At 68.9% G+C, this 21,960-nt stretch carries 20 protein-coding genes; 7 read left to right on the forward strand and 13 right to left on the reverse strand.

Features of this window, described 5'->3' with window-relative positions; genetic code table 11:
• Position 1 precedes the first annotated feature (1 nt).
• From tssK to HUA74_RS14790, 8 genes are all read right to left on the reverse strand, one after another.
• A complete protein-coding gene (gene tssK / locus HUA74_RS14755; protein WP_141642937.1) occupies positions 2-1,252 on the reverse strand; it encodes a type VI secretion system baseplate subunit TssK in 1,251 nt (416 codons plus the stop codon).
• 22 nt (positions 1,253-1,274) lie between these two features.
• Positions 1,275-1,853 carry a hypothetical protein gene (locus tag HUA74_RS14760; RefSeq protein WP_141642938.1) on the reverse strand — a complete coding sequence of 193 codons (579 nt, stop codon included), beginning with the start codon at positions 1,851-1,853 and terminating at the stop codon, positions 1,275-1,277.
• A gap of 45 nt (positions 1,854-1,898) precedes the next feature.
• Complete coding sequence (gene tssC, locus HUA74_RS14765) at positions 1,899-3,389, reverse strand: type VI secretion system contractile sheath large subunit (RefSeq protein ID WP_141642939.1); 1,491 nt, start codon at positions 3,387-3,389, stop codon at positions 1,899-1,901.
• Between the two features lie 42 nt (positions 3,390-3,431).
• A complete protein-coding gene (tssB, locus tag HUA74_RS14770) occupies positions 3,432-4,049 on the reverse strand; it encodes a type VI secretion system contractile sheath small subunit (RefSeq protein ID WP_141642940.1) in 618 nt (205 codons plus the stop codon).
• Positions 4,050-4,115: 66 nt separating this feature from the next.
• Positions 4,116-5,018 carry a type VI secretion system baseplate subunit TssG gene (locus HUA74_RS14775; RefSeq protein ID WP_141642941.1) on the reverse strand — a complete coding sequence of 301 codons (903 nt, stop codon included), beginning with the start codon at positions 5,016-5,018 and terminating at the stop codon, positions 4,116-4,118.
• A 4-nt stretch (positions 5,019-5,022) separates the two neighbouring features.
• A complete protein-coding gene (locus HUA74_RS14780) occupies positions 5,023-6,057 on the reverse strand; it encodes a type VI secretion system protein IglI family protein (protein ID WP_174455031.1) in 1,035 nt (344 codons plus the stop codon).
• A complete protein-coding gene (locus HUA74_RS14785) occupies positions 6,050-6,436 on the reverse strand; it encodes a DUF4280 domain-containing protein (RefSeq protein WP_141646313.1) in 387 nt (128 codons plus the stop codon). The genes HUA74_RS14780 and HUA74_RS14785 overlap by 8 nt, the downstream gene beginning before the upstream one ends.
• A gap of 182 nt (positions 6,437-6,618) precedes the next feature.
• Positions 6,619-8,337, reverse strand: coding sequence for an AMP-binding protein (locus HUA74_RS14790; RefSeq protein WP_174455032.1), 1,719 nt, complete (start codon positions 8,335-8,337; stop codon positions 6,619-6,621).
• 249 nt (positions 8,338-8,586) lie between these two features.
• Here HUA74_RS14790 and HUA74_RS14795 point away from each other — a divergent pair, with 249 nt between their 5' ends.
• The 6 genes from HUA74_RS14795 (at position 8,587) to HUA74_RS14820 (ending at position 15,378) form a co-directional block, all read left to right on the forward strand.
• Positions 8,587-9,753, forward strand: a complete 1,167-nt coding sequence (locus tag HUA74_RS14795; RefSeq protein ID WP_254614362.1) for a Re/Si-specific NAD(P)(+) transhydrogenase subunit alpha — start codon at positions 8,587-8,589, stop codon at positions 9,751-9,753.
• Position 9,754: 1 nt separating this feature from the next.
• The gene (locus HUA74_RS14800; protein WP_141646315.1) at positions 9,755-10,048 is read left to right on the forward strand and encodes an NAD(P) transhydrogenase subunit alpha; all 294 of its coding nucleotides are present in this window, start codon (positions 9,755-9,757) and stop codon (positions 10,046-10,048) included.
• Positions 10,045-11,460 carry an NAD(P)(+) transhydrogenase (Re/Si-specific) subunit beta gene (locus HUA74_RS14805; RefSeq protein ID WP_141646316.1) on the forward strand — a complete coding sequence of 472 codons (1,416 nt, stop codon included), beginning with the start codon at positions 10,045-10,047 and terminating at the stop codon, positions 11,458-11,460. The genes HUA74_RS14800 and HUA74_RS14805 overlap by 4 nt, the downstream gene beginning before the upstream one ends.
• 326 nt (positions 11,461-11,786) lie before the next feature.
• Positions 11,787-13,472 carry a GYF domain-containing protein gene (locus tag HUA74_RS14810; protein WP_174455033.1) on the forward strand — a complete coding sequence of 562 codons (1,686 nt, stop codon included), beginning with the start codon at positions 11,787-11,789 and terminating at the stop codon, positions 13,470-13,472.
• A 19-nt stretch (positions 13,473-13,491) separates the two neighbouring features.
• On the forward strand, positions 13,492-13,839 hold the full coding sequence (locus HUA74_RS14815) for a DUF1330 domain-containing protein (RefSeq protein WP_141646318.1): 348 nt from the start codon (positions 13,492-13,494) through the stop codon (positions 13,837-13,839).
• 126 nt (positions 13,840-13,965) lie between these two features.
• Positions 13,966-15,378, forward strand: coding sequence for a S28 family serine protease (locus HUA74_RS14820; RefSeq protein WP_174455034.1), 1,413 nt, complete (start codon positions 13,966-13,968; stop codon positions 15,376-15,378).
• On the opposite strand, the gene HUA74_RS14825 is transcribed toward HUA74_RS14820, so the two are convergent.
• The 5 genes from HUA74_RS14825 to polX all read right to left on the reverse strand — a co-directional run bounded on the left by HUA74_RS14825 (position 15,375) and on the right by polX (position 21,551).
• Positions 15,375-17,480, reverse strand: coding sequence for a M4 family metallopeptidase (locus HUA74_RS14825; RefSeq protein ID WP_141646320.1), 2,106 nt, complete (start codon positions 17,478-17,480; stop codon positions 15,375-15,377). The two genes, HUA74_RS14820 and HUA74_RS14825, sit on opposite strands and share 4 nt — an antisense overlap.
• Before the next feature lie 306 nt (positions 17,481-17,786).
• Positions 17,787-18,425 carry an RDD family protein gene (locus HUA74_RS14830; protein ID WP_254614363.1) on the reverse strand — a complete coding sequence of 213 codons (639 nt, stop codon included), beginning with the start codon at positions 18,423-18,425 and terminating at the stop codon, positions 17,787-17,789.
• An 18-nt stretch (positions 18,426-18,443) separates the two neighbouring features.
• Positions 18,444-19,169 (reverse strand): myxosortase MrtX, encoded by a 726-nt coding sequence (mrtX, locus tag HUA74_RS14835; protein WP_174455035.1) that lies wholly within the window; start codon positions 19,167-19,169, stop codon positions 18,444-18,446.
• Entirely contained in the window at positions 19,166-19,789 is a 624-nt protein-coding gene (locus HUA74_RS14840) for a serine protease (RefSeq protein ID WP_174455036.1), read from the reverse strand. Before HUA74_RS14840 ends, mrtX begins: the two co-directional genes overlap by 4 nt.
• A gap of 19 nt (positions 19,790-19,808) precedes the next feature.
• On the reverse strand, positions 19,809-21,551 hold the full coding sequence (polX, locus tag HUA74_RS14845) for a DNA polymerase/3'-5' exonuclease PolX (RefSeq protein ID WP_174455037.1): 1,743 nt from the start codon (positions 21,549-21,551) through the stop codon (positions 19,809-19,811).
• 78 nt (positions 21,552-21,629) lie between these two features.
• Between polX and HUA74_RS14850 the strand changes: the two genes are divergently transcribed.
• The gene (locus tag HUA74_RS14850) at positions 21,630-21,947 is read left to right on the forward strand and encodes a Rieske 2Fe-2S domain-containing protein (protein WP_141646325.1); all 318 of its coding nucleotides are present in this window, start codon (positions 21,630-21,632) and stop codon (positions 21,945-21,947) included.
• Positions 21,948-21,960 lie beyond the last annotated feature (13 nt).

Below are 21,960 nucleotides of genomic sequence, written 5' to 3' on the forward strand. Positions count from 1 at the left end.
GTCAGGACCTGCGCCAGAAGAGGGACACCTGGGCGCCCTGGAGCGCCGGGGTGGCGTAGAAGGCCAGGCCGTCCTCGCGCAGCGCGAACTGCCACTCCTCGCCCTGGGACAGCTTGTACCAATCAATCTCAGGGCCCAGCGCGTGCGGGAAGGACGGGTGCGGCACGTGTTCGAAGGCGATGCCCTTGAGGGCCATGCGGCGCACCGTCGCCAGGCGCGAGGGCCCCGCCAGCTTCACGCCGTCCACCGGCAGCGGCTCTCCGGCCAGGCGGCGCTGGACCAGGAGGTACAATTCGCCGCTCTCCCGGACCTCGGGCGGCAGCGGGGAGAAGATGAACTGGCCGTCGCGCGCCGTGAAGGCCCGGTGCGTGGCGCGGGTGGCCTCCGGCTGGAGCGCGCGCGTGAGCAGCTCCACCCAGCGGCTCAGCCCCTTGCCCGGGGCCTCGTGCTGGTAGGTGGGCAGCGACTTGTCGGGCATCAGCTCCAGGTAGCAGCACGCCTCGAAGTACAGGCGGCGCAGGGAATCGAAGAAGACATACGGGTGCGGGGAGACATGGCGGTGCATGTCCTCCAGCAGGGCTTGCAGCCGCTGCACCTCGCACAGCGCGCGGCGGGCATTGCTGAGCCGGTCCGTGCGCAGGTAGCTGTCGGAGAGCCGGGCGATGAGCTGCAGCCGCGACTGCTCCAGGAGCGCCTCCAGCCGCTCCAGCAGGGCCCCGAGGAACGGGTGGGGGCCCACGAGCAGCAGCGGAGGAACCAGGTCCTCCGCCAGCCGCCACACGCCCTCGGTATCCCTTCGGAAGACGGCCAGGGGGAGCGTGTCCTTCGCTCCGTCCAGGACCGGCTCCGCGGACAGGCGCAGCCGCCGCATCACCCGCTCGACCACTGGCGGGTCTTCGGCGTACAGCCGCACGCTCTGCGCGTTCGTCGTGTCCCCCATCACATGCAGGTAGATCGTGGCCTCCGCGCGGCCCGTGCCCTCCAACGAGAAGGGCGGCAGCACCGCGTTGCCGGGCACATCCACCACGAAGCCAGCCGGGGTGACCGCCGTCAACGTCGAGACGGACAGGCTTCCACCGGCCAGCAACGGCTCGCTCCAGGCCATCGCCGCCACGCCGTAACCCGGCGTGCCAGACAGCGAGGCGTGGAGGCGGACCTGTGCCTCCAGCGACTCTTCCTGGGCCTCGAAATGCTCCGGAAGCAGCGTCTGGCCGACGTGCCACCGGACCCGTGCGAGCTTGAAGGGGGGCATGTTGTTTTCGTGGCGGAGGGGCTTACGCCGTCTCCGTGACGCCCCACTTCTTGACGATGTTCTTCGAGGACGCCGCCGCGACGTTGATGGACTGCTCCAGCGTCTTGGGCTTCACGCCAATCTGGAACGTGAAGTTCTTGGGCGACTGCACCTCACGCGACTCGTTGTCCGCCACGTTGATGTTCAGCCGGTCGCCGTTCTTCTCCAGCAGGCCGTTGAGGTCCGCGTCCACGAAGTTGGACTTGAAGTACTTCTTCGCGAGCGGGTCGTACTCGTAGATGACGTACTTCATCACCACTTCGATGTTGGAGAACGTGCCCAGCAGCATCTCGGCGATCTTCTGCTTGTTCGCCGTGGAGATCTGCGCGGAGAGGTACAGCGCGTCGGTGACGCCCGTCTCCCACAGGTAGCTGTTCAGGACGCCGACACACTTGGTGGCCAGCGCCTTGTCCGGCTGCTCCGGGTCGGCAATCGTCTCCTGGTCCGCCACGAGGACGATGCCGCCCACGGTGATGGAGGTGATGAAGCCCACGGGGGTCTGCTTGTCCTTCTTGAAGTTGAAGCCCTGATAGACGTCCAAGTCACGTGCGAATTGAGGCATGACTCACTCCTGGATGGTTGGGGGTTGGGTGAAGAGAAGCGGGGACTACCCGAGCCGAGACTCGAGCATCAGCTCCACGTTGAGGCCTTCGAACTGGATGTGCGGCAGGACGGCGACCTTGCAGTCGTACCAGCCGATTTCACCCGTGCGCTGCTCCACCACCACGCTGGTGGCCTTGAACGGGAAGCGGCGGACCGTGAGGTCATCGGGGCTTGCCACCGTCGTGACGTAGCCCGCCAGCCACGCGTCGAGCTGACGCTGGATGTAGGGCGCATCGGCGGTGCTGCCGATGTTGTCGCGCATGATGCACTTCACGTAGTGCGCCAGGCGGGTGATGGAGAACGTGTACGCCAGGTTCGTGACGAGCTGCGAGTTCTCCGAGTCCTTCGGGTCCTTGAAGCGCTTGGCGACCTTGGCGGACTGGGTGCTGAAGAACGTCGCCTCGCTGGAGCCCTTCTTGTACACGAGCGGCATGAAGCCGCACCGCGCGAACTCGAACTCGCGGTAGTCCGGGATGGCGATCTCCACCGGGGCCTTGAGCTCCTCCTGGCCGCGCATGAAGAACGTGTCCACCGGCAGGCCGGTGAGCAGACCGCCGCCCTTGGGGCCGCGGATGGACTGGCACCAGCCGGAGTTCTCGAACGCCTTCACCATGTTGCGGGCGAAGAGGATGGACGAGTTGCCCCAGAGGTACTTGTTGGAGTCACCCTGCGAATCCTCCGTGAAGTGGAGGTCGTCGCACGGGTTCTTGTCCGGATGCCAGGGCAGGCGCAGCACGTAGCGGGGGAACGTCAGGCCCAGGTATGCGGCCTCCTCGCTGTTGCGCAGCTCGTTCCACTTGCCGTAGCGCGGGTGGGCGAGCGCGCCCTCCAGGTCCTTGATGGCCTCCATCTCCTCGACCTTGTCGCAGCCGAAGAACTTGGGGCTGACGGCGGCGATGAACGGGCAGTGCGCCGCGTTGGCCACCTTGCCCATCTGCGTCAGCCACTTGATGTCGCCCGGCGTGGAGGAGAACTCGTACAGGCCCACCAGGGCGCCGAAGGGCTGGCCGCCGTACTGGTCGTACTCCTGGATGTAGACCTTGTTGAACAACGAGCCGGCGAACACGTCCGCGGAGTTGTTCTCGAAGTCCTGACCCAGCTCGTCCTGCGCGGCGTCCAGCAGGTCGATGGCGATGTTCGCCTTGAAGTTGGTGTGGGAGACCAGGTCCTCCAGGCCCCGCCACGCCGACTCCATCTTCTGGAAGCGCTCGTGGTGGAGGATTTCGTTCATCTGGTCGTTGATCATCGCGTCGATGCGGTCGACGACGTCGAGCACCTGGCCCTTGTCGAAGCGCACCGCGTCGCCCGCATCCGTCGTCGCCGGGGACACGTTCTGGACGAGCGCGGCGAGCGAGGACATGAAGCGCGCCTCGATGGTGACTTCCTTCTCATCGAGTGCGGGGACGAACTTCTCGGAGATCATCGGCTTGGCGTCCACGGGACGCTCCAGCCGCACGCTCTTGAACAACCCAGGCAGATATGAGGTTTCAGCCATGACGGTTACCTTCGTGGAAATAGAGTGGACGTGAGCGGCGGCTTACGAGTTCACGGTGGCGGGGACGGTGGCCGGCGCGGTCGCGGGGGCCGTGGCGGCGGGCGTGGTGGCCCCAGCGCCGTTGGCGGCGGGCGTGGCGTTCGCGGGAATCGCCTTGGGCAGCTTCAGCGACTCGTAGTCCTTCAGCTCGGCGAGGACGGCCTTGAGCGCCTCCTTGTTGGAGAACAGCTCGTAGACCATGTTCCGCAGCGCCTTCTGGTTGTCGATGCTGGACTGCATCTCCAACAGCAGCTTCTTGAGCAGCCGCAGCGCCTTGAGCTTGGGGACGTGGTTGACGATTTCGTCCGGGTGGAAGGACTTCATCTTGGTGATGGGCAGCTCGACGTTCAGGTCGGCTTCCACGTCCGGGTTGATGCGGTTGGGCACCTGGAAGTTCACGGACATCTTCATGTCCGCCATCAGCTCGTTCAGGTTGCGTCCGTTGACCGAGCGCAGCTTGCGCGCATCGAGGTCCACCTTCCGGTCCTCGGAGGAGCCGAGCGAGAAGTCTCCCAGCATCAGCATGCGCAGCGGCAGGTCGACCGCCTCCTGCTCGCCATTGATGGTGGTCCGGTACGTGAGCGTGATGCGCGACTTGGGCAGTTGTTCCTGGATTGACATGGCTACGTTACTCCCCTCGGGTGGAAGGCCTTTCTGCGACCCGGCGGGACGCGCCGGGGTCCTGCGTCACTGCGGAGGCGGTGAGGTCGGCGTGGTGTCACCGGAGAACAGGACCACCTGCCGCGACTGCTCGGGTCCGCCGATGATGGGCTCGTAGCCCAGGTGACTGGAGTCCTCGACGCGGGCGTGTCCGTGCTGGTCCCTGATGACCAGCACCACGGTGAGGAACACCGGTGTGTCGATGAGGTGAGGCAACACGCGCGAGCGCAGCCGGCGTCGCGCTTCAATGGCCCATGCAGTGCCGGTGCCACAGAAGGCCTCGTTCATGTGCAGCCAGGCTTCGAGGCCGCCGGTGGGCACGGTGGCGAAGCCGCCCATGGAGGTGCCGTCGCCCAGCGCCGCGCCGCCCAGTTGGATGCCGCGCGTGTCGATGCGCTGGCGGCGGGTGGCGCGCCGCACGCGGACCTCCGCCTCCGGGTACGCGTGGGAGAACAGCCAGTGCAGCGTGGAGGGACAGGCGGGGCGCAAGAGGCGCAGGCGGTGCGCGGCGGAGCCCTCCCAGCCCGGCAAGAGCGAGCCGTCGCGCTCCGGGAAGAGGCCGGCGAAGCGCGCGCGCAGGAGCAGGTGGTCGAAGTAGCCCAGGAAGCTCTCCATCGCGTCGTGCTGCAGCGACTCCATCGCCTTGAGGAAGAAGGAGGGCAGGGGCGACTGGACGCTGAGCAGTCCCAGGTTGACGGTGATGATGGCGCGGCGCGGGTTGCGCGCGAACTCGATGGAGTGGACGAGCTGGGGGGCGTGCACGGTGCCCCGGTGGCTGCGCAGCTCCAGGTCATCCGGGCCGTAGCCCTCCTTGAAGAGCAGCTCCACCAGCGCGGGGATGTCGAACTCGTGGGCGCGCTCGATGATGCGCGCTTCGATGGAGGGCTCCCCGGCGGCCGGGGTGGAGGAGGTGGGCGTGGCGTCGAGCATGGCGTCAGTCCTCCTCTCTGGAGGTCAGCGAGGGCTGGGCGAGGAAGGCTTCCAGGTCCACCCGGTAGAGCTGCTCCAGCGCGCGCATGGGCAGCGAGTCGGCCTCTTGCAGGAATGGCTCCAGGTCGCGCGCGTGGCCGCTCAGGCCGGAGTAGAAGCGGGTGAAGAGCGAGGGCAGGTACACGCGCGGGTCGAACCGCTCCACGGTGGCCAGCACGTCCGCGGCAATCACGCCCGCCTTCGTCATCTCTCCGCGGTCGACCAGCGTGTTGAACGCCTCCAGCTTGCGAAGCAGCAGCGCGAGCGGCGCGGAGATGGGCATGCCACCCACGGTGGGCGCGGCCGGCTCGGCGCGGGGCGCGGGCGCGGACTTCTCCGGGGGCGCGTTGTCGCGGGAGGGCGCGGTCTCCGGGAGCGGCTGGGGTGCGAGCGCGAGCGCGGGCGGCGGCGCGGGTGGGGGCAGGGCCTCCAGGTGACGCCTCAGCCAGTGGCTGAGGTTGCGCATGGGCTCCTCGCAGCCATTCTTGGGAAGGGCGGAGGGCATCGCGGCGAGGATGGGCTCGGAGAGCTTGAGGGCTTCTTCGATGGGCGCGCGGTTGTCGGCCTCGCACCAGCGCCGCCACGAGGCGTCCTGCTTCTTCTCGTTGTGCGCCAGGTGCTTGTTCACCGAGCGCAACAGCCAGCGCAGTCCGCTCTCCAGGAAGATGTCGCGCTTGGCCTCCGGGCCGAACGCGGCGCGGCTGGTGGTGAGCACCAGGAGGAGCGAGCGGAAGAGGCCCGGCATCGCGAGCAGGCCCTGCTCCTGGAAGGCGCCGAAGAGGTAGGCGCCGACGAGTCGCGTGTCGCGCTGACCCTCGCGCAGCAGGGCCTCCGCGCTGCGGGCCGCGTTGGCGTAGTCGCCGCTGGCGACGGCCTCCGTGACGGCCTCCACGCGGGGGTCGGGCTCTTCGCCCGGTGCCAGGCGGGGAGGCTCGCCCTCCAGGGGCTGCTCCAGGAAGGTGCCGTCGAAGGGCGGCAGGCTTTGGGCCAGGTCAGCCATCGATGACCTTCACCTGTCCGGGGGAGACGACCTGGATGACGCCGCCGTACGAGCACATCAGCTTGGAGTTGCTCTCCAGCGCGGGCGCGTTGCCGAGCATCAGCTTGGGACAGCCGGGCACCCAGGGCGCCGCGGTGGCGGGGATGCAGGGCATGGGCGTGAGGACGCCGAGCGCGGCCGCCGTCGCCGCCGCCACGGTGGGGTTGGCCAGCGACTGGCACATCCCGAAGGGAGGGATGTTCACCAGGGGCTTGTTGTCGAGGACGTTCGCCGCGGGCGTCGGGCTGACCACCTTGTTGGTGGGCAGCACCACCAGCGACGAGGGGGCGAGGCCGAAACTGCACTGCAGCATCGCTCCCATGACGACCTGGGCTCCCATGCGAGCACCTCGTGGGCGTCGTGGGTTCCGGGATGGAACGTCAGACGCTGAGCCACGCCATTGCGTGGCGCGTGCCAGCGTTCAGATCCGGCCGTTTCCCTCTGGGGCCTCGAAGGGGGAGGGGGCCGGGTCGGCCAGGACGCGTCGCCAGGGAACGCGGGCGCGTCCGCCGCGTACGCGCGCTAGCGGGAGCGCTCGTCGTCGCCGGGGCCCCGGACGCTCTCGCGAGCGCGGCCCCTCAGCGCGGTGAGGGCCTGGAACACGGGGTCCGACGACTTCTGGTGGAGCGCGCCCGTGAGGTACTGGGAGCGGCACCACTCCGCGTTGACCTGTCCGTCCTTCGTCCTGTGCGGGAGAAGGGGGAACAGCTCGATGCGGTCCGGGAGGTGCTCGGCGCCCAGCCGCAGCTCCAGCCGGCGGCGCACCTCCAGGCGTCGGTTGCCCGCCTCCTGCGTGAAGCGCTCCGCGTCCTCGGTGCCCGTGAAGACGAGCAGGACGTGAGGTGTGTGCTGTGCGGTGCCTCCCGACGCGGCGATGCTGACGCAGGCCCCCTGGCAGAACGGCAGGTCGGCGAGCGCCTCCACGACTTCCGTTGATGGGTAGATGCGGCCGTCGCGGCGGACGTCGCGCGTTCCGGCGTAGAGGAATTGCTCGCGCTGGCGGGTGAGGATGACGTGGCCGGGGGGATGGTCCTTGTCCGGCAGCGGCGTGAAGACGCCCACGTCGCCCGCGGCCTCCTGGCCACTCAGGTTGAGGTCCTTCAACGTCCAGGGGCGCCCGGGTGCGGGGGCGATGGCCGCGTTCAGCTCGCCGATGCGGCGGGGCGACGCGAGCACCACGCCGCCCTCCGACGCGTCGATGAGCACCAGCGCGTGGGGCACCCTGGTCAGCTCCGACTGCCGCACCCACTCCCGCCAGGCCTCCCAGTCATGGAGGGCATCGACGGAGCGGAACCAGTGCCCCACGCCCTTGAGGGGCCCGGAGCGGGCGCGCGTCAGCGTGTCTCGGAGGGCCGGAGAGACGCCGAGCGCTCGCGGCGGGTGCTCGAGCAGCAGGCCGGGGGTGCGCTCCAGGTCCGCGGGCTCCAGGTGGAGGAAGGTCGCGCCCCTCAGCAGCGAGGCGAAGAGCAGGGCGGGCTGGTGCTGGAGGAAGTGGAGGCCGGGCGCCGCGAGCACGTCGCCCGCGCCCAGGCCGAAGGTGAGCAGCCCGTCACACAGCGCGCCGGTCCACGCGCGCTCGGCGCTGAGGGGCACGGGGGTGTCCGGCGGGTCGACTCGCGGCGAGAACAGCAGGGCCACCGTGTCGGCGGGGCGGTACGTGTGGGAGGCGAACGAGGGCGCCGCGTCCCCTCGGGAGCGCAGCAGGAGGTTCTCGAAGCCCTTGATGAGCGGCGCCTGGTGGGCCTCCGCGGAGATGTGCTGGGGCTCCAGGAGCGCGAGCCTCCGCGACAGGAACAGGGGCCCGGTGGGCGGCAGGACGCTGATGCACGCGCCCAGCTTCAGCGCGGCCATGAGCGAGACGAGCAGCTCCTGTCCCAGCGGATGGACGAGCGCGACCTTCACGCCCGGCTTGACGCCCTGGGCGGCCCACTCCGTGGCGCGGCGGGACGCACGCTCGCCCAGCTCCCGGTAGCCCAGGGCCTGCCAGCCTCGCGCGGAGTCCCAGGCGCGAAAGGCCGCGGCGCCGGAGTCCGCGTGGCGGACGACCAGGTCATGGAAGAAGTCGTGGTGCTGGCCCGGGCGGCTCTTCGGCGCGGGGCCACCCCGGCCCGCGTGGTGGGTGGCGAGCGCGGCGATGAAGCCCTCCGAGTCACTCCAGCTCTCCTTCAGCCAGGTGGGGAGCCCTCCATCGGAGGAGGCGGCTTCGGACTGGCGAAGGATTTCCCGGAGGTCGAAGGGCATGGTGGCTTTCTCCCGGCGAGTCTATCCGACGGGGGGACGGGTGCGTCGGCCCCCGACAGCAAGAGTCGGGCCGGTGTGGGCCTCGGATTCGGGTGGAACCGTCCGGGTGGGGGGATGTCGGGGCTCGGGGGAACCCCTTACGTTCGCGACAACGCCTTGCACGGTGAACACTCGTGACGCGGCCGTGCTTGACACGGATTGCAATGGCTTTCGTTGGCTGGGATTGAATTGGGCGGAGGGGATGGGCCTATGCTCGCCCGCATGATCATCGCCATCCCCCGTGAAACGGTGCCGGGTGAAAGGCGGATCGCGCTCGTGGCGGAGAGCGTGAAACGCCTCATCGGCAAGAAGCATGAAGTGGTGGTCGAAAGCGGTGCGGGCCTGGGCGCGGAGTGTTCCGACGACGAGCTGCGGGCCGCGGGTGCCCGGGTCGAGTCGAGCGTCGACGCCCTCTACGCCGCCGCCGACCTGCTGCTCAAGATTCAGCCGCCGGACGAGACGGAGCTGGGCCGGCTCAAGGCGGACTCGGTGCTGGTGAGCCTGGCGTACCCACTGGCGAATCCGGCGCTGGCGCGAGAGGTGGCGAAGCGTCGGGTGACGTTGCTGGCCGTGGACATGATTCCGCGCACGACGTTGGCGCAGATGATGGATGTGCTCAGCTCGCAGGCGACCATCGCGGGCTACCGCGCGGTGTTGCTGGCGGCGGAGGCGCTGCCCCGGCTGTTCCCCATGTTGATGACGGCGGCGGGCACCATTCCTCCCGCGAAGGTGCTGGTGCTGGGCGCGGGCGTGGCGGGACTGCAGGCCATCGCGACGGCGCGGCGGCTGGGCGCGGTGGTGGAGGCGTACGACGTCCGCAAGGTGGTGAAGGAGCAGGTGGAGAGCCTGGGGGCGCGCTTCGTCAACATCGACATCGCGGACGCGGCGGGCTCCGGCGGGTACGCGAAGGAGCTGGGCGATGAGGCGAAGCGCAAGCAGGCGGAGGTGCTGGCGACGCACGTGGCGAAGTCGGACGTCGTCATCACCACGGCGCTGGTGCCGGGGCGGCGCGCGCCGGTGCTCCTGCCCGCGGAGATGGTGCGGCGGATGAAGAGTGGCTCGGTGGTGGTGGACATCGCGGCGGAGCAGGGTGGCAACTGCGAGCTGACGCGCGCGGGGGAGCGCTACCGCACCGAGACGGGCGTCACCGTCATCGGCGAGCGCAACCTGCCCAGCCAGATTTCGGTGCATGCCAGTGCGATGTACTCGCGCAACATGGAGAAGCTGCTCGCGCACGTCACCGACAAGGACGGCGTGCTCAAGCTGGATGTCGCGGATGAAATCGTGAAGGGAATGCTCATCACCCGGGGCGGGGACGTGGTCCACCCGGCCGTCGCGGACATGGCCATGGCGGACCAGGCCAGGAGAGAGGGCTGACATGTCGCTGACGCTGATCTTCGGCCTCTACGTCTTCTTCCTGGCGGCCTTCACGGGCTACCAGGTCATCTCCAAGGTGCCGCACCTCCTGCACACGCCGCTGATGGCCTTCACCAACGCCATCTCCGGAATCTCACTGGTGGGCTCGCTGCTCGCGGCGGGTGGGCACTACGGGACGGTGTCCACGATGCTCGGCGCGGTGGCGGTGCTGGCCGCCACCATCAACGTCGTGGGTGGCTTCCTCATCACCGACCGCATGCTGCGGATGTTCAAGAAGAAGGGTGGCGCGCGATGACCCTCTCCCTGACGGAGACGTTCGTCCAACTGCTGTACCTGGGCGCCTCCATCCTCTTCGTGCTGGGCCTGAAGGATTTGGGCGACGCGCAGACGGCCCGGCGGGGCGTGCTGCTCGCGGAGATTGGCATGGTGGCCGCAGTCGCGGGCACGCTGCTGTACGGCGTGGGCGTGACGCAGGTCATCGTGCGCTGGGAGTGGATTGTCGTGGCGCTGCTCATCGGCTCCGCGGTGGGCACGGGCATGGGCCTATGGATTCCCATGACGAAGATGCCCGAGCGCATCGCGCTCTCGCATGCCTTCGGCGGCCTGGCGGTGGGGCTCGTGGGCGTCGTCGAGTACCTCCAGCACGGAGGTCCCCACATGAGCACGCTGCAAATCACCGCCACGGGCCTGGAGGTGGCGCTCGGCGCGCTGACGTTCACCGGAAGCATCATGGCCTTCGGGAAGCTGCAGGGCTTCATCACCGGCCGGCCCGTCACCTACCCGGGACAGAACATCTCCAACATGCTGATGATTGTCGGCACGTTGGGGCTGATTGGCTTTCTCGTCTATTCGCCCGACGCGTCGTGGGCCTTCTATTCCGTCGCGACGCTGGGCGTGCTGCTGGGGGTGTTGCTGGTGCTGCCCATTGGTGGCGCGGACATGCCTGTGGTCATCTGTCTGCTCAACTCGTATGCGGGCCTGGCGGCGGCGGCGACGGGCTTCGCGCTGGGCAACAACGTCCTCATCATCTGCGGCGCGCTGGACGGCTTCTCCGGCTTCCTGCTGGGCATGATGATGTCCAAGGCGATGAACCGCTCGTTCGCGAACGTGCTCTTCGGCGCGTTCGGCGCGGCACCGGAGGCGAAGGCCGTCACGGAGGGCGCATCCGCCTCGGGTCCGGCGCCCAACGTGGGCAGCGTGGAGGAGGCCGCGGAGGTGCTGCGCGCGGCCCGCTCCGTCATCGTCGTGCCGGGCTACGGCATGGCCGTGTCGCAGGCACAGCACGCGGTGAGGGATTTGGCCAACGTCCTTCAGGCCAATGGCTGCGACGTGCGCTACGCCATCCATCCGGTGGCCGGACGGATGCCGGGGCACATGAACGTGTTGCTGGCCGAGGCCAACGTTCCGTATGACCACCTGTTCGACCTGGACGTCATCAACGACGACTTCACGGCGACGGACGTGGCGCTGGTGGTGGGAGCGAATGACGTGGTCAATCCGGCGGCGCGCTCCAACCAGAGCAGCCCCATCTACGGCATGCCCATCCTCTCCGCGGACATGGCGAAGACGTGTGTCGTCCTCAAGCGCTCGCTCAACCCGGGCTTCGCCGGAATCGAGAACGAGCTCTTCGTGCGCCCCAACACGATGATGGTGCTGGGGGACGCGAAGAAGACGCTGATGCAGTTCACTTCCGCACTGAAGGAGTAGCTCCAAGCGGAGGCGTGGGGCGACTGCGGGCAAGCCCCGGCGCCCCCTCTTTCTGATCCGAGAGAAGCGTCTCTGACCCAGGAGTGATTGAAGGCATGGCACCGCATCCGTATGTGAATGTGAGGAGGTGTGCCGAGTTATCCGGAATGACGGTGGAGAATTCCATTCCGCATCCTCATTGAGTGTGGACCCTGGCTACCTTCGCGCAGAGACTCTCCGTTGACGAAATCGCGCATCGGCATTCCATTGAGGGATTCGGATGGAGCTGGGGCGGGGCGGAATCAAGGAGTTGGCGAATGGTCGGCGACTCACGGGAAGGAAAGGCCTTGCCGGAGGAGGTTTCGGCGGGCACGACGGAGCCTGAAGGCGGAGGCACCCCCGTGTTCGGTGGCGTCTCCGAGGCGGAGCTCGACGTCTTCGTCAGCAAGCTGCGCACGGACAAGAACCCGCGCGTGCCGGCGGCGACGTCGCGCGCTCGCGGTGACGTGCATGGTGAGCGGCTGCACAAGGGCGTGCGTCGTTCGCTCGTGTCGTCCGTGGTGGAGGAGGAGCCCGCGCCGACGCCGGTTCCCACCGAGAAGCACGCGTGGTTCATCGCGCTGGGCGCCAGGCCCGCGGGGCCCTTCGAAGCGGAGGCCCTGAAGGGGGCGTGGGAGCGTGGCGAGCTGGGGCCTGACTCGCTGTGCTGGCGCGCGGGCTTCGCGGCATGGCTGCCCTTGGGGCAGGTTCCGGAGCTGCTCCAAACGCTGGCGCCGCTTCCCCTGGAGCTGGAGCTCAGCGCCGCCGTGGACGCGGCCCTGTCGGCCGCTTTCTCCGAGGGGCCGGAGCTGCCCGCGGCCACCGTGGCGGAGGCCTCGGGCATTCCCGCATGGGCCGTCGAGGCGTCCCCTCGGGCGATGTCCAGCTCACCGGTTGAAACCGTGGGAACGCACGCGGTGCTCGCCGAAGTCACCGAGGTCTCCGAGCAGGTGGAGGCCCGCTCGCGAGTGGGCGGCTGGTGGTTCACCCTGGCCGGTGGCGTCGCGGGGGGTGTGACGGTCGCGCTCGTCATGGGCCTGTTCGGTCGCTGGGATGGCGCCTCGGCGCTGCTCGCCCGCATGAATGTCGCGGAGCTCTTCAAGCCCGCGCCCTCCCAGGTGGTGGCTCCGCCCGTCGTGGCCGTGGCCCCGCCCGTGGTCGCGAGCGCGCCTGTCCCCGAGGCCGTGGCAACGACTCCCGTGTCCGTGCCGGGGGCGGCCCTTGCGGGTGCCGCGCAGGGTGTCTCCGCGCCGTCCGGTGGGGGTATCGCGATGGACGTCGTGGCCGCTCCCATCGCTCCGACGTTGCCGCCAGTCGCGGCGGTCCGTCCTTCCCTCGCGGGGGTCGCGGCCGTGGAGCGGGGTGGCGCGGTGCCTGTGCTGGCCGTGTCCGGTGGGGGACTCGCGAAGTCCGTGGGAGCCGCCGCGCCTTCGTCCACCATGGACCGGGACGTGGAGGCCGCGCCGGCGGTTGCGGCGGTGTCGCCGAGGATTTCCGAGGTCAAGCTGGGTTCTGGAGAGCGTCCCGTGTCGCCGCCGCCCACGCCCGTCGAGGCACCCGTGCGCGCGAGCCCGCCGCAGCCCGGCTCGGAAGACGACCTGGGGCCGGATGAGGACTTCGCGCGGGAGCTGGCGGGGCCTTCTCCAGGCTCGGGTGGGCCGGAAGACGCCCCTTCCGTCTACATCCCGCCGGTGGCGCCCATCCAGAATCCGCGCGTGTCGCTGGCGCAGTCGGATGTCTTCGAGGTGGTGCTCGCCAACAAGAGCGAAGTCACCGCGTGCGCGGACGTCAAGCCGCGTCCGGTGGACGAGGGCGCGCGCGTGGTGGTGCGCTGGTCCATCCTTCCGAGTGGAGAAGTGTCCGAGGTCGTCACCGAGACGGCCTCTCTGCGCGGCACGTCGTTCGCGCGTTGCATCGAGGCCAAGGTCGGCGCCTGGGTCTTCCCCAAGCACCATGAGCAGGGGGGGCCGGTGCGGTTCCCATTCGTGTTCTGATCCCACATCAGGAGCGCCCATGCCTGCCTACGTCGTCGTCGAAATCTCGGTGCATGACGTGCAGACCTACGAGCGCTACAAGCAGCTCGCGCCTCCCTCCATCGCCCACTATGGCGGCCGTTATCTCGTCCGGGGTGGGGCGACGGAGGCGCTCGAGGGGACGTGGCAGCCGCCCCGCTTCGCCCTGCTGGAGTTCCCCACCATCGAGCAGGCCCGCGCCTGGTGGTCCTCTCCCGAGTACGCCGCCGCCAAGGCGCTGCGCCACGCGAGCGCCCACACGATGATGCTGTTGATGGACGGGCTGCCGCAGGATGACCGGCACGCGGTGGCCCTGGCGGGCGCCAGCGCCGAGTCCTCGGCTCCCTGAGCGGGTTTCGCCCGCGGTGCCCGCGCGAGCGAGGGGGCGCGCGAATCGGAGTAGCCTCCGCGTCACGCGCCGGACTCCCGTGCTCGCATCTCGCAGGCGGTGGTGCCCGGCCGGAACTGGAGCGCCATGTCTTTCGCCGAGCCCCTCTTGCGCCGCGGGCGTTTCGCATCCGTCCTGCTTCTGTGTCTGCTGTCGGCCTGTGACAACGGGGGAGAGCCGCCGACGGAAGAGGACGTCCTCGTGCAACTGGCCCGCATCCCTGGCCTCACGGTGCGCGAGGAGCCCGCGGGCCCGCAGCTGCCGAACCACCGCTTCTTCGTCATGGAGTTCGAGCAGCCGGTGGACCATGCCCATCCGGACGGCCAGCGCTTCCGCCAGCGTTTGACGCTGCTGCACATCTCGCGCTCCAGTCCCATGGTGCTCTACTCGGGGGGCTACTTCGTCTCCACCGAGCCGTCGCGGCGCGAGCCCACGCAACTGCTCGACGCCAATCAGCTCTCCGTGGAGCATCGCTACTTCGGGCCGAGCCGCCCCACGCCAACGGACTGGAGCCAGCTCACCATCCGGCAGTCCGCGGACGACTTCCATCGCATCGTCGAGGCGTTCAAGCCGGTGTATCCCCTGCGGTGGGTTTCGACGGGCGCGAGCAAGGGGGGCGAGACGATGGTGTTCTTCCGCCGCTTCCATCCCCAGGACGTGGACGCGACGGTGGCCTACGTGGCGCCCATCGCCCGCTTCGACGATGACCGCTTCATCACCTTCCAGGAGTCCGTGGGCGAGGCGGCGTGTCGGGAGCGGCTGAAGTCCTTCCAGCGCGCGGCCCTGGACCGGCGCACGGCCCTGCTGCCGCTGATGGACGCGAGGGCCCAGCAGCGCGGCCTCACCTTCCAGCACCTGGGCCGGGAGCGCGCCTTCGAGCACGCCATCATCGAGCACTACTTCTACTTCTGGCAGTACGACAGCCTCGCGCGCTGCAACACCGTGCCGAACGACTCCGCGAGCGACTCCGCGCTCATGGACGAGCTGGACGGGCGCGTGGGGCTCGACTTCTTCTCCGACGCGGACGTGGAGGCCTATGGCCCGTATTTCTACCAGGCCGCCGTGGAGCTGGGGCACCCGAGGCCCTTCGAGGTCCACCTGGCCAGCCAGCTCCAGCATCCGGGCACCGACGTGCCCGCGGTGTACGTCCCGCCCGGCCTGAGCCCCGTGTTCCGTCCGGAGGCGATGCCGGACATCCAGGACTGGGTCTCCACCCAGGGCGAGCGGCTGATGTTCATCTACGGCGGCCATGACCCGTGGAGCGCGGCGGCGTACGAGCTGGGTGGGGCTCGCGAGGCCGTGCTCTACACGGTGGCGGGAGGCAATCACGGCGCGCGCATCTCGCAGCTGCCGGAGGCTGAACGCAACGAGGCCCGGGAACTCTTGCACCAGTGGGCTGGCGTGAGTCCCCAGGCCTCGGGGCTGCAATCACTGTCGTGGCGGCTGGAGCCAGAGGGCGAGGAGTTCGGTCCCCGCCCTCCGCGCTCACGTCAGCGTTAGTTCACGCCGACGGCGGTCCAGCTCTCCTTGACCTTCGCCACCTCGGCCGAGTCCGCGCCGTACAGGTCCGTGGCCGCGGTGATGGTCGCGGCGCGGGCCTGGGCGAACGTGGTGTTCGGCGTCATGTAGTGGGCCAGGGCGCGGTAGTAGATCTTCAGGCCCTTGTCCATGCCGATGCCGTCCTTGACCTCGAGCTTGGACGTGCTGTTCGTGCCGCCGTTCGCCAGCAGGTAGAAGGCGTTGTTCGCGATACCGCTCGACCCGTGGACTTCCGTCTGCTTCGGGTAGTCCTTGTAGTTGTCGATGGAGTACCCGTCCTTCTTCGGGTCGTTCATGTAGCGCAGGCCGTCCTCGTTGGAGCCGTTCGTCGGCGTCCAGGCGGTCTCGCCCACCGTCCAGTTGAACTTCACCTCGGGGTTCTTCGTGGACGCGTACCACTCCACGCCCGCGCCCATGATGTCGCTGAACGCCTCGTTCAGACCACCGGACTCGTTGCGGTAGATGAGGCCGGCGGTGCGCTCCGTCAGGCCGTGGGTGATCTCGTGGCCGGCGATGTCCAGCGCGGTGAGCGGGCCGGACGTCTTGCCGTCTCCGTCGCCGTAGCTCATCTTCGTGCCGTCCCAGAACGCGTTGACGTAGTTGGTGCGCACGTGGACGAAGGAGTTGAGCGCCTCGCCCGCGCCGTCGATGGAGTCACGGCCCAGGATTTCCTTGTAGAAATCGTAGGTCATCTCCGCGCCGTAGTGCGCGTCCACGGCCGCCTTGGTGCGCGGGCCGTCGGAGGCCTCGCCCCAGACGTTGTTGTCGTCGGTGATCTGCGTCTTGCCCGACGCCGTCGTCTTGTTCATCGCGTCGTAGGTGTTCACGCCCTTGCCGCGCGTGCCGTCCTCGAGCGTGTACTTGCCGTCCGCGCCCTTCGTGGTCTCCAGCGCGACCTTGCCGCTGTACAGCGAGGTGTCGTCCACCGTCTTGTTGGTGGGCTCCTCGACGGGGGGCGTGGTCTCCGTCGGGGTGATGCTCACGCCCCAGCCGTTCAGCGTGCCCTTGTCCAGCCGGGCCTTGTCCTCGACGGTCAGCGTCCACTCGCCCTTGGCGCTCTCACCGGCGAACGCGCTCAGGTCGAACGAGCCCTTCACGTCGTCCGTGCTGCCGCCCTTGCGGTCGTGCACCACGGCGCTCGTGCCGGAGGGGCTGGTCAGCGTGACCTTCAGGTCGCCCTTGAACGTGTGGGCGATGTCCAGGTCCAGCTTCAGCTTGTCGATGGTCACGTCCTTGTCGAACGCGATCTTCGACGTGACGGTGCCCTGGTCGGCGATCTCCGTCTTCGTGGTGGACGTCGCGGTGATGGGCTCGGGAGCCGCCGCGCCCTTGGGGGCCGCGCGGTTCGAACCGTAGAACCCGCCAATCTCGTTGAAGGACTCGAAGACCTTCCCGGTGTTCGCATCCACCAGGTAGTTCATCTTCTGGGGGCGGTCCTGGCCCTCGATCGCCTGCATCTGGACGCGGTACGCGGAGTGATACTCGCCGGCCTTGTCCTGGTAGATGACCCGCTCGGCGTTCGGCTGCTTGTCCGGCTTCAGGCCGAACTCCTTGCGCGCGATGTCGATGGCGGACTGCGTGTTCAGCTTGGGCAGCTCACGGCCCAGGCCCGCCGGCACCGTGGACTGCTCGCCGGTGACGCCGGTGACCTTCCCGTCCTTGTCCAGGTGGGAGATGATCTGCTCACCGAAGACCTTCACGCCCTCGTGAACGCGGTCCAGGCGGACGTGCGTCATGCCGAGCGCGTCGCGCTCGACGTTGGCGGGAACGAACGTGGTGGGCTGGGGCAGCAGCGTCTGCGCGCCCTTCAACGGGTTGATGTGGTTCAGCGAGGCCTGCACGGCCTGCTGCGCCTCGGGGCTGGTCAGCGCGATCCGGCCAGGACCAGCGGGGGCCTGGGTCAGCGTCTTCTCCGCACGCGCCAGCTCCGTGGGACGCGCCGAGGGGCCGAAGCCGTCCTTGGTGGTCAGCGGGGTGGCGGCCTTCGCCGTGTTCTTCGGCTGGGCCTCGGTGGTTGCGGGACGGACGCTGACGGGCTTGGTGTCGACTCGACGGATGGTCATTCGAAGCTCATTGACAGCGGGGGATGCCAGGATTGTCGCGCTGACGTCACATGGAGTTTCGGATCTCAGTGCTGCGACGCGCCATCCCCGCTTTCTCCGCTTATTTTTGCCAGTGTTTCAGTGATTTCAGCCCTCTTGTGAGACTGGAGGTGTGTCTCGTTCTGCCAGGGGTGGAATCGGAGGGGGCTGTGGGTGGAGTCCGAGCCGACTCGTGGGCGGGGCTCCCGGGAATTAACGGTGAATTATCCCGGCATTTTTCCACCCTCAAAGGGGGAGAAATGAGGGTTTCCGGGGAGCTGGGGTGGATCAGCCCCGGTAGGACGGGGTTCCGGCGCGCTCGTGCTCGGGGACCTCGATGACCTGGGTGTCCGCCAGGTAGTCGTGGATGCAGCGCCGGTCCTCCCGGAAGATGCAGAGCGCGTCGGCAAGGCCAGACACGCACAGCAGCTGGTTCAGGATGCTGGGGAGCAGGTTTCGCAAGAGGAGGATTCGGACGAGTGAAACATGGCTCCCGTCCATCCTCACCACGCGGATGTGGCGCCAGCGCTTGCCCAGGCTCTGTCCGTTCTTCGCCGCGAGGTAGAGCTGCACGCCGCACAGCAGGAGGGAGCCGAGGACTCCGCCCAGCAGGAAGACGAGCGAGAAGAGCTCCCGGCCCGGCAGGTCTTCGGTGAGCGCCATCATGACGAGTCCCACGGTGAAGGGGACGAAGACGACGATGGAGTCCACCAGGTTGGCGAGGAAGCGGTCTGCCCGGGAGGCCAGCGGTGGCAGGGCCCTCACCGCGCAGAAGCCGCAGTAGCGCCGCCCGTCGCGCGCCCACCGCAGGCAGTCGTGGCACGCGAAGGTGCCACAGCGCTGGCAAGCGGCGGTGGCGGTCATCTCCGGGTGGAAGGCACAGCGGGCGTCGAGCGATGGGCTCGTCGCGGGGTCCAATGAAGACATGGCGGCTCCAGGCGGGGCTCAGGGCCCGCCGAAGAACGAGACCTCGAGCACTCGCACGAAGAGGTTGCAGGCCGCGTGAAACAGCGCGGCGCCCACGACGGTGCCGGTGCGCTCGCGCATCCATCCGAACAGCAGGGCGGGGAAGAAGACGGACAGGCGCCACGCCTGGAAGATGGCCAGGTGCCCCAGGGCGAACAGCACCGCGGTCACCCAGAACGCGGGCCCCAGCCGCACGCCCAGGAACTTGCGCCCCTGCGGCCACGCGTCGCGCAGGCGCGTCTGCAGATAGCCCCGGTAGAAGAACTCCTCGGGCAGCGCCACGACGAAGAGTTGATCCACCACCCACTCCCCGAAGCGCGGAGGCAGCCGGAGGCGGAAGTGGGCCTCTCCGCCCAGCGGCGTGAGGTGGCGCGCGAGTGTCTCGGGCAGGTGCGGCAACAGCTCCGCGAAGCCGGCGAACGCCAGGAAGAAGAGCGGGCCCACCACCGCGGAGAACAACAGGAACAGGCGCACGTCCTCGCGCCACGCGCGCAGGGACAGGCCGTAGTCGCGGTAGTCCTCGTCCCGCCAGCGCATGGGGATGAGGGGCAGGTAGAGGAAGCCCACCGTCGCCACCAGTTTGGGGATGCTGGTGCCGCCGAAGATGAGGAACGCGGCGATGATGCCCGCGAAGCCCAGGGCCCACAGGCCCACGGCTTCCTGCACGGCGTTGGGACGCCAGGGGGTCGCCACCGTTTGACTCATGGCTCGTTCGCGGTGGCGAGGGTGAGCTTCACCTCGCCCAGGGGGAGCACCCTGCAGCCGCTCCGGGTGCGTTGCACCACCACCGCCACCAGTCGCCCGTCCGAGTCGAACAGGGGACTGCCGGGGGGCAGGGCCAGGGGGACATCATAGAAGGGCGCCGGCGCGCGTGAGGCCTGGGCCGCTTCGGGCTTCGCGGGGCGATTCCGGGCGCCAGGGATGACGCCCACCACCCAGCGCCCCGCCAGGCTGTCGCCCTCCTTGAGGAGGCGCACGGGCACGGCGGGGTAGGCGCCATCTGGCGCGGCGACGACGGCGACCTTCAGCGCCACGTTGGCGAGCAACACCCGCGCGGGCAGGGCCTGCCCCTCATGCTCCACCGTGGCGACGTTCAGGCCCACGTACTCCAGGCCCACGGGGTCCATGGAAGTGAGCACCTGTCCCGCGGTGCCCACGAAGATGCCCGGGCCGGCGCGTCGGGGACCGCTCACCTTCACCACCGAGCGGCTGTGCTGCTCCAGCACCCGCTGGAGGTCGGCGCGCGAGGGCCGCCCCGGGTCCGCCGAGGCGGCGGGCAGGGTGACGAGACACAGTGCGAGGGCGAGCGGAGACAGGCGGGACATCGGCGCGCGCCGCAGCCTATCACCGCCCGGCGCGCAGCGCGGTGAGGAAGCGTTCCGCCGGCAGCGTGTTCAATACGTCCTGCTTTCGGGCCCAGCCGCGCCGCGCGGTGGCCACGGCATAGGCCAGGTTGCCGAGGTCCTCCTTGCGGTGGGCGTCGCAACTGACCACCAGCTTCACGCCGAGCTGGGTGGCCTTCCGGACATACTCGGCCTTGATGTCCAGCCGTGCGGGCTTGCCGTTGATCTCCACCGACACCCCGCGCTTCGCGGCGTGCTCCAGGATGTCCTCCATCCGGAGCGGGTAGGGCTCGCGGCTCTGGATGAGGCGGCCGGTGGGGTGTCCGAGGATGTGCAGGTGCGGGTTGTCCATCGCGGTGAGCACCCTGCGCGTCATCTGTTCTTCATCCATGCCGTGGCGCACGTGGATGGAGGCGATGACGACCTCGAGTTGCTCGAGCACCTTGTCGTCATAGTCGAGCGCGCCGGACTCCAGGATATCCACCTCGATGCCCTTGAGCAGCCGCATGCCGGGCACCGCTTCGTTGACGCGGTCGATCTCCTCCCACTGGCGCTTGAGCGCCTCCACCTTGAGGCCGCCCGCGTAGATGGCCGCCTCGCTGTGCTCGGTGATGGTGAGGTACTTCAGGCCCAGCGCCTTCGCGGCGAGCGCCATCTCCTCCAGCGAGTTGCGTCCGTCCGACCAGGTGCTGTGCGCGTGGACCGCGCCCTGGACGTCGTCCATCGTGACCAGGTCGGTGGGGAGCTTCCCCGCGCGCGCGGCCTCCACTTCGCCATTGTCCTCGCGCAGCTCCGGGGGGACGAACTGCATGTCGAGCAGCGCGTAGAGCGCCGCTTCGTCGTTCACCTGAAGCTTGGTGCCGTCGTCGCGGTGCACGCCCCACTCGGAGATCTTCATGCCCCGCTCGTGGCCCAGGTTGCGCAAGCGGATGTGGTGGGCCTTGGAGCCGGTGAAGTGATGCAGGGCGGTGGCGAAGTCCTCGTCCGGCAGGACGCGCAGGTCCACCTGGAGGTCTCCCGCCTCCATGCGCACGGAGCACTTGCTGTCGCCCTTGCCGAGCACGGTGGCGACACCGGGCGAGGTGGCCAGGGCGTCCAGCACGGGCCCGGCGACCGCGGCCGAGGCGATGATGTCCACGTCCGACACCGTCTCCGCGCGGCGGCGCACGCTGCCACCCAGGCTCGCGCGCACCACGCCGGGCGAGGCGCGCACGCGCTCCAGCAGGGCCTCGGCGATGGGGAGCACGTCTCCCAGGAGCTTGCGCTCGCCGCGAGCGCGCCGGAACAGGGCGATGCCCTCCAGAATCTTCGCCTCGCTCTTCGCTCCGAAGCCCTTGAGCTCGCGCACGCGGCCCTCGCGGCAGGCCGCTTCGAGCTCCTCGACGGAGCCGATGCCCAGCTCCTTCCAGAGCGCGGCGACCTTGCGCGGGCCGATGTCCGGCAGCTTCATCAGCTCCAGCAGGCCTGGGGGGAACTTCGCCCGCAGGTCCTCGAAGTAGGTCATCCGTCCGGTGGTCACCAGCTCGGAGATCTTCTCGGCGAGCGCGGGGCCGATGCCCGGGAGGCTCTCCAGGCGTCCTTCCGAGACGATGGCGCCCAGGTCTTGGGTAAGGCCGAGGATGCGGTCGGCCCCCATGTCGTAGGCGCGAGAGCGGAAGCCATTCTCGCCCTGGAGCTGGAGCAGCAGGGAGATGTCCCGGAGGACCTGGGCAACGGTGGCTTTGTCGACGATGGGAGCGGTCACGGCTGGAGTCACGCGGAGGAAGGTAATGCCCGGGGAACGGGGATGCAGGCCGCTCCTCGTTATGGGAAAAGGACGGCGATGACGAAGATCAAGCTCGGACCGGCGGACTTCGCCGAAAAGGAAATGCGCGGCTACGAAGTGGGCAAGCGCAACGTCTGCATCGCGAAGATTCACGGCCGATACAAGGGCCTTGATGATTGGTGCAACCACGCGGGGTGCCTGCTGTCCGGAGGTCGCCTCGAGGACAACCTCGTTGTCTGCCCGTGTCATGAGGTCGGCTTCGACATGGATACGGGCCGGAACGAGACCTCCCCGGGGGTCTGTGACGACCAGCCGACAGTGACAGTCGAGGTCCAGGACGGCGCCCTCGTCGTCGACCTCCCCGACAATTCCTGAAGCACCAGACGCA

The organism is Myxococcus sp. CA051A (assembly GCF_013336705.1).
GTDB lineage: Bacteria > Myxococcota > Myxococcia > Myxococcales > Myxococcaceae > Myxococcus > Myxococcus llanfairpwllgwyngyllgogerychwyrndrobwllllantysiliogogogochensis.

Coding starts and splice junctions, on each gene's coding strand:
- tssK (WP_141642937.1), bottom strand. CDS start 1,252: ATGCCCCCCTTCAAGCTCGCACGGGTCCGGTGGCACGTCGGCCAGACG.
- HUA74_RS14760 (WP_141642938.1), bottom strand. CDS start 1,853: ATGCCTCAATTCGCACGTGACTTGGACGTCTATCAGGGCTTCAACTTC.
- tssC (WP_141642939.1), bottom strand. CDS start 3,389: ATGGCTGAAACCTCATATCTGCCTGGGTTGTTCAAGAGCGTGCGGCTG.
- tssB (WP_141642940.1), bottom strand. CDS start 4,049: ATGTCAATCCAGGAACAACTGCCCAAGTCGCGCATCACGCTCACGTAC.
- HUA74_RS14775 (WP_141642941.1), bottom strand. CDS start 5,018: ATGCTCGACGCCACGCCCACCTCCTCCACCCCGGCCGCCGGGGAGCCC.
- HUA74_RS14780 (WP_174455031.1), bottom strand. CDS start 6,057: ATGGCTGACCTGGCCCAAAGCCTGCCGCCCTTCGACGGCACCTTCCTG.
- HUA74_RS14785 (WP_141646313.1), bottom strand. CDS start 6,436: ATGGGAGCCCAGGTCGTCATGGGAGCGATGCTGCAGTGCAGTTTCGGC.
- HUA74_RS14790 (WP_174455032.1), bottom strand. CDS start 8,337: ATGCCCTTCGACCTCCGGGAAATCCTTCGCCAGTCCGAAGCCGCCTCC.
- HUA74_RS14795 (WP_254614362.1), top strand. CDS start 8,587: ATGCTCGCCCGCATGATCATCGCCATCCCCCGTGAAACGGTGCCGGGT.
- HUA74_RS14800 (WP_141646315.1), top strand. CDS start 9,755: ATGTCGCTGACGCTGATCTTCGGCCTCTACGTCTTCTTCCTGGCGGCC.
- HUA74_RS14805 (WP_141646316.1), top strand. CDS start 10,045: ATGACCCTCTCCCTGACGGAGACGTTCGTCCAACTGCTGTACCTGGGC.
- HUA74_RS14815 (WP_141646318.1), top strand. CDS start 13,492: ATGCCTGCCTACGTCGTCGTCGAAATCTCGGTGCATGACGTGCAGACC.
- HUA74_RS14820 (WP_174455034.1), top strand. CDS start 13,966: ATGTCTTTCGCCGAGCCCCTCTTGCGCCGCGGGCGTTTCGCATCCGTC.
- HUA74_RS14825 (WP_141646320.1), bottom strand. CDS start 17,480: ATGACCATCCGTCGAGTCGACACCAAGCCCGTCAGCGTCCGTCCCGCA.
- HUA74_RS14830 (WP_254614363.1), bottom strand. CDS start 18,425: ATGTCTTCATTGGACCCCGCGACGAGCCCATCGCTCGACGCCCGCTGT.
- mrtX (WP_174455035.1), bottom strand. CDS start 19,169: ATGAGTCAAACGGTGGCGACCCCCTGGCGTCCCAACGCCGTGCAGGAA.
- HUA74_RS14840 (WP_174455036.1), bottom strand. CDS start 19,789: ATGTCCCGCCTGTCTCCGCTCGCCCTCGCACTGTGTCTCGTCACCCTG.
- HUA74_RS14850 (WP_141646325.1), top strand. CDS start 21,630: ATGACGAAGATCAAGCTCGGACCGGCGGACTTCGCCGAAAAGGAAATG.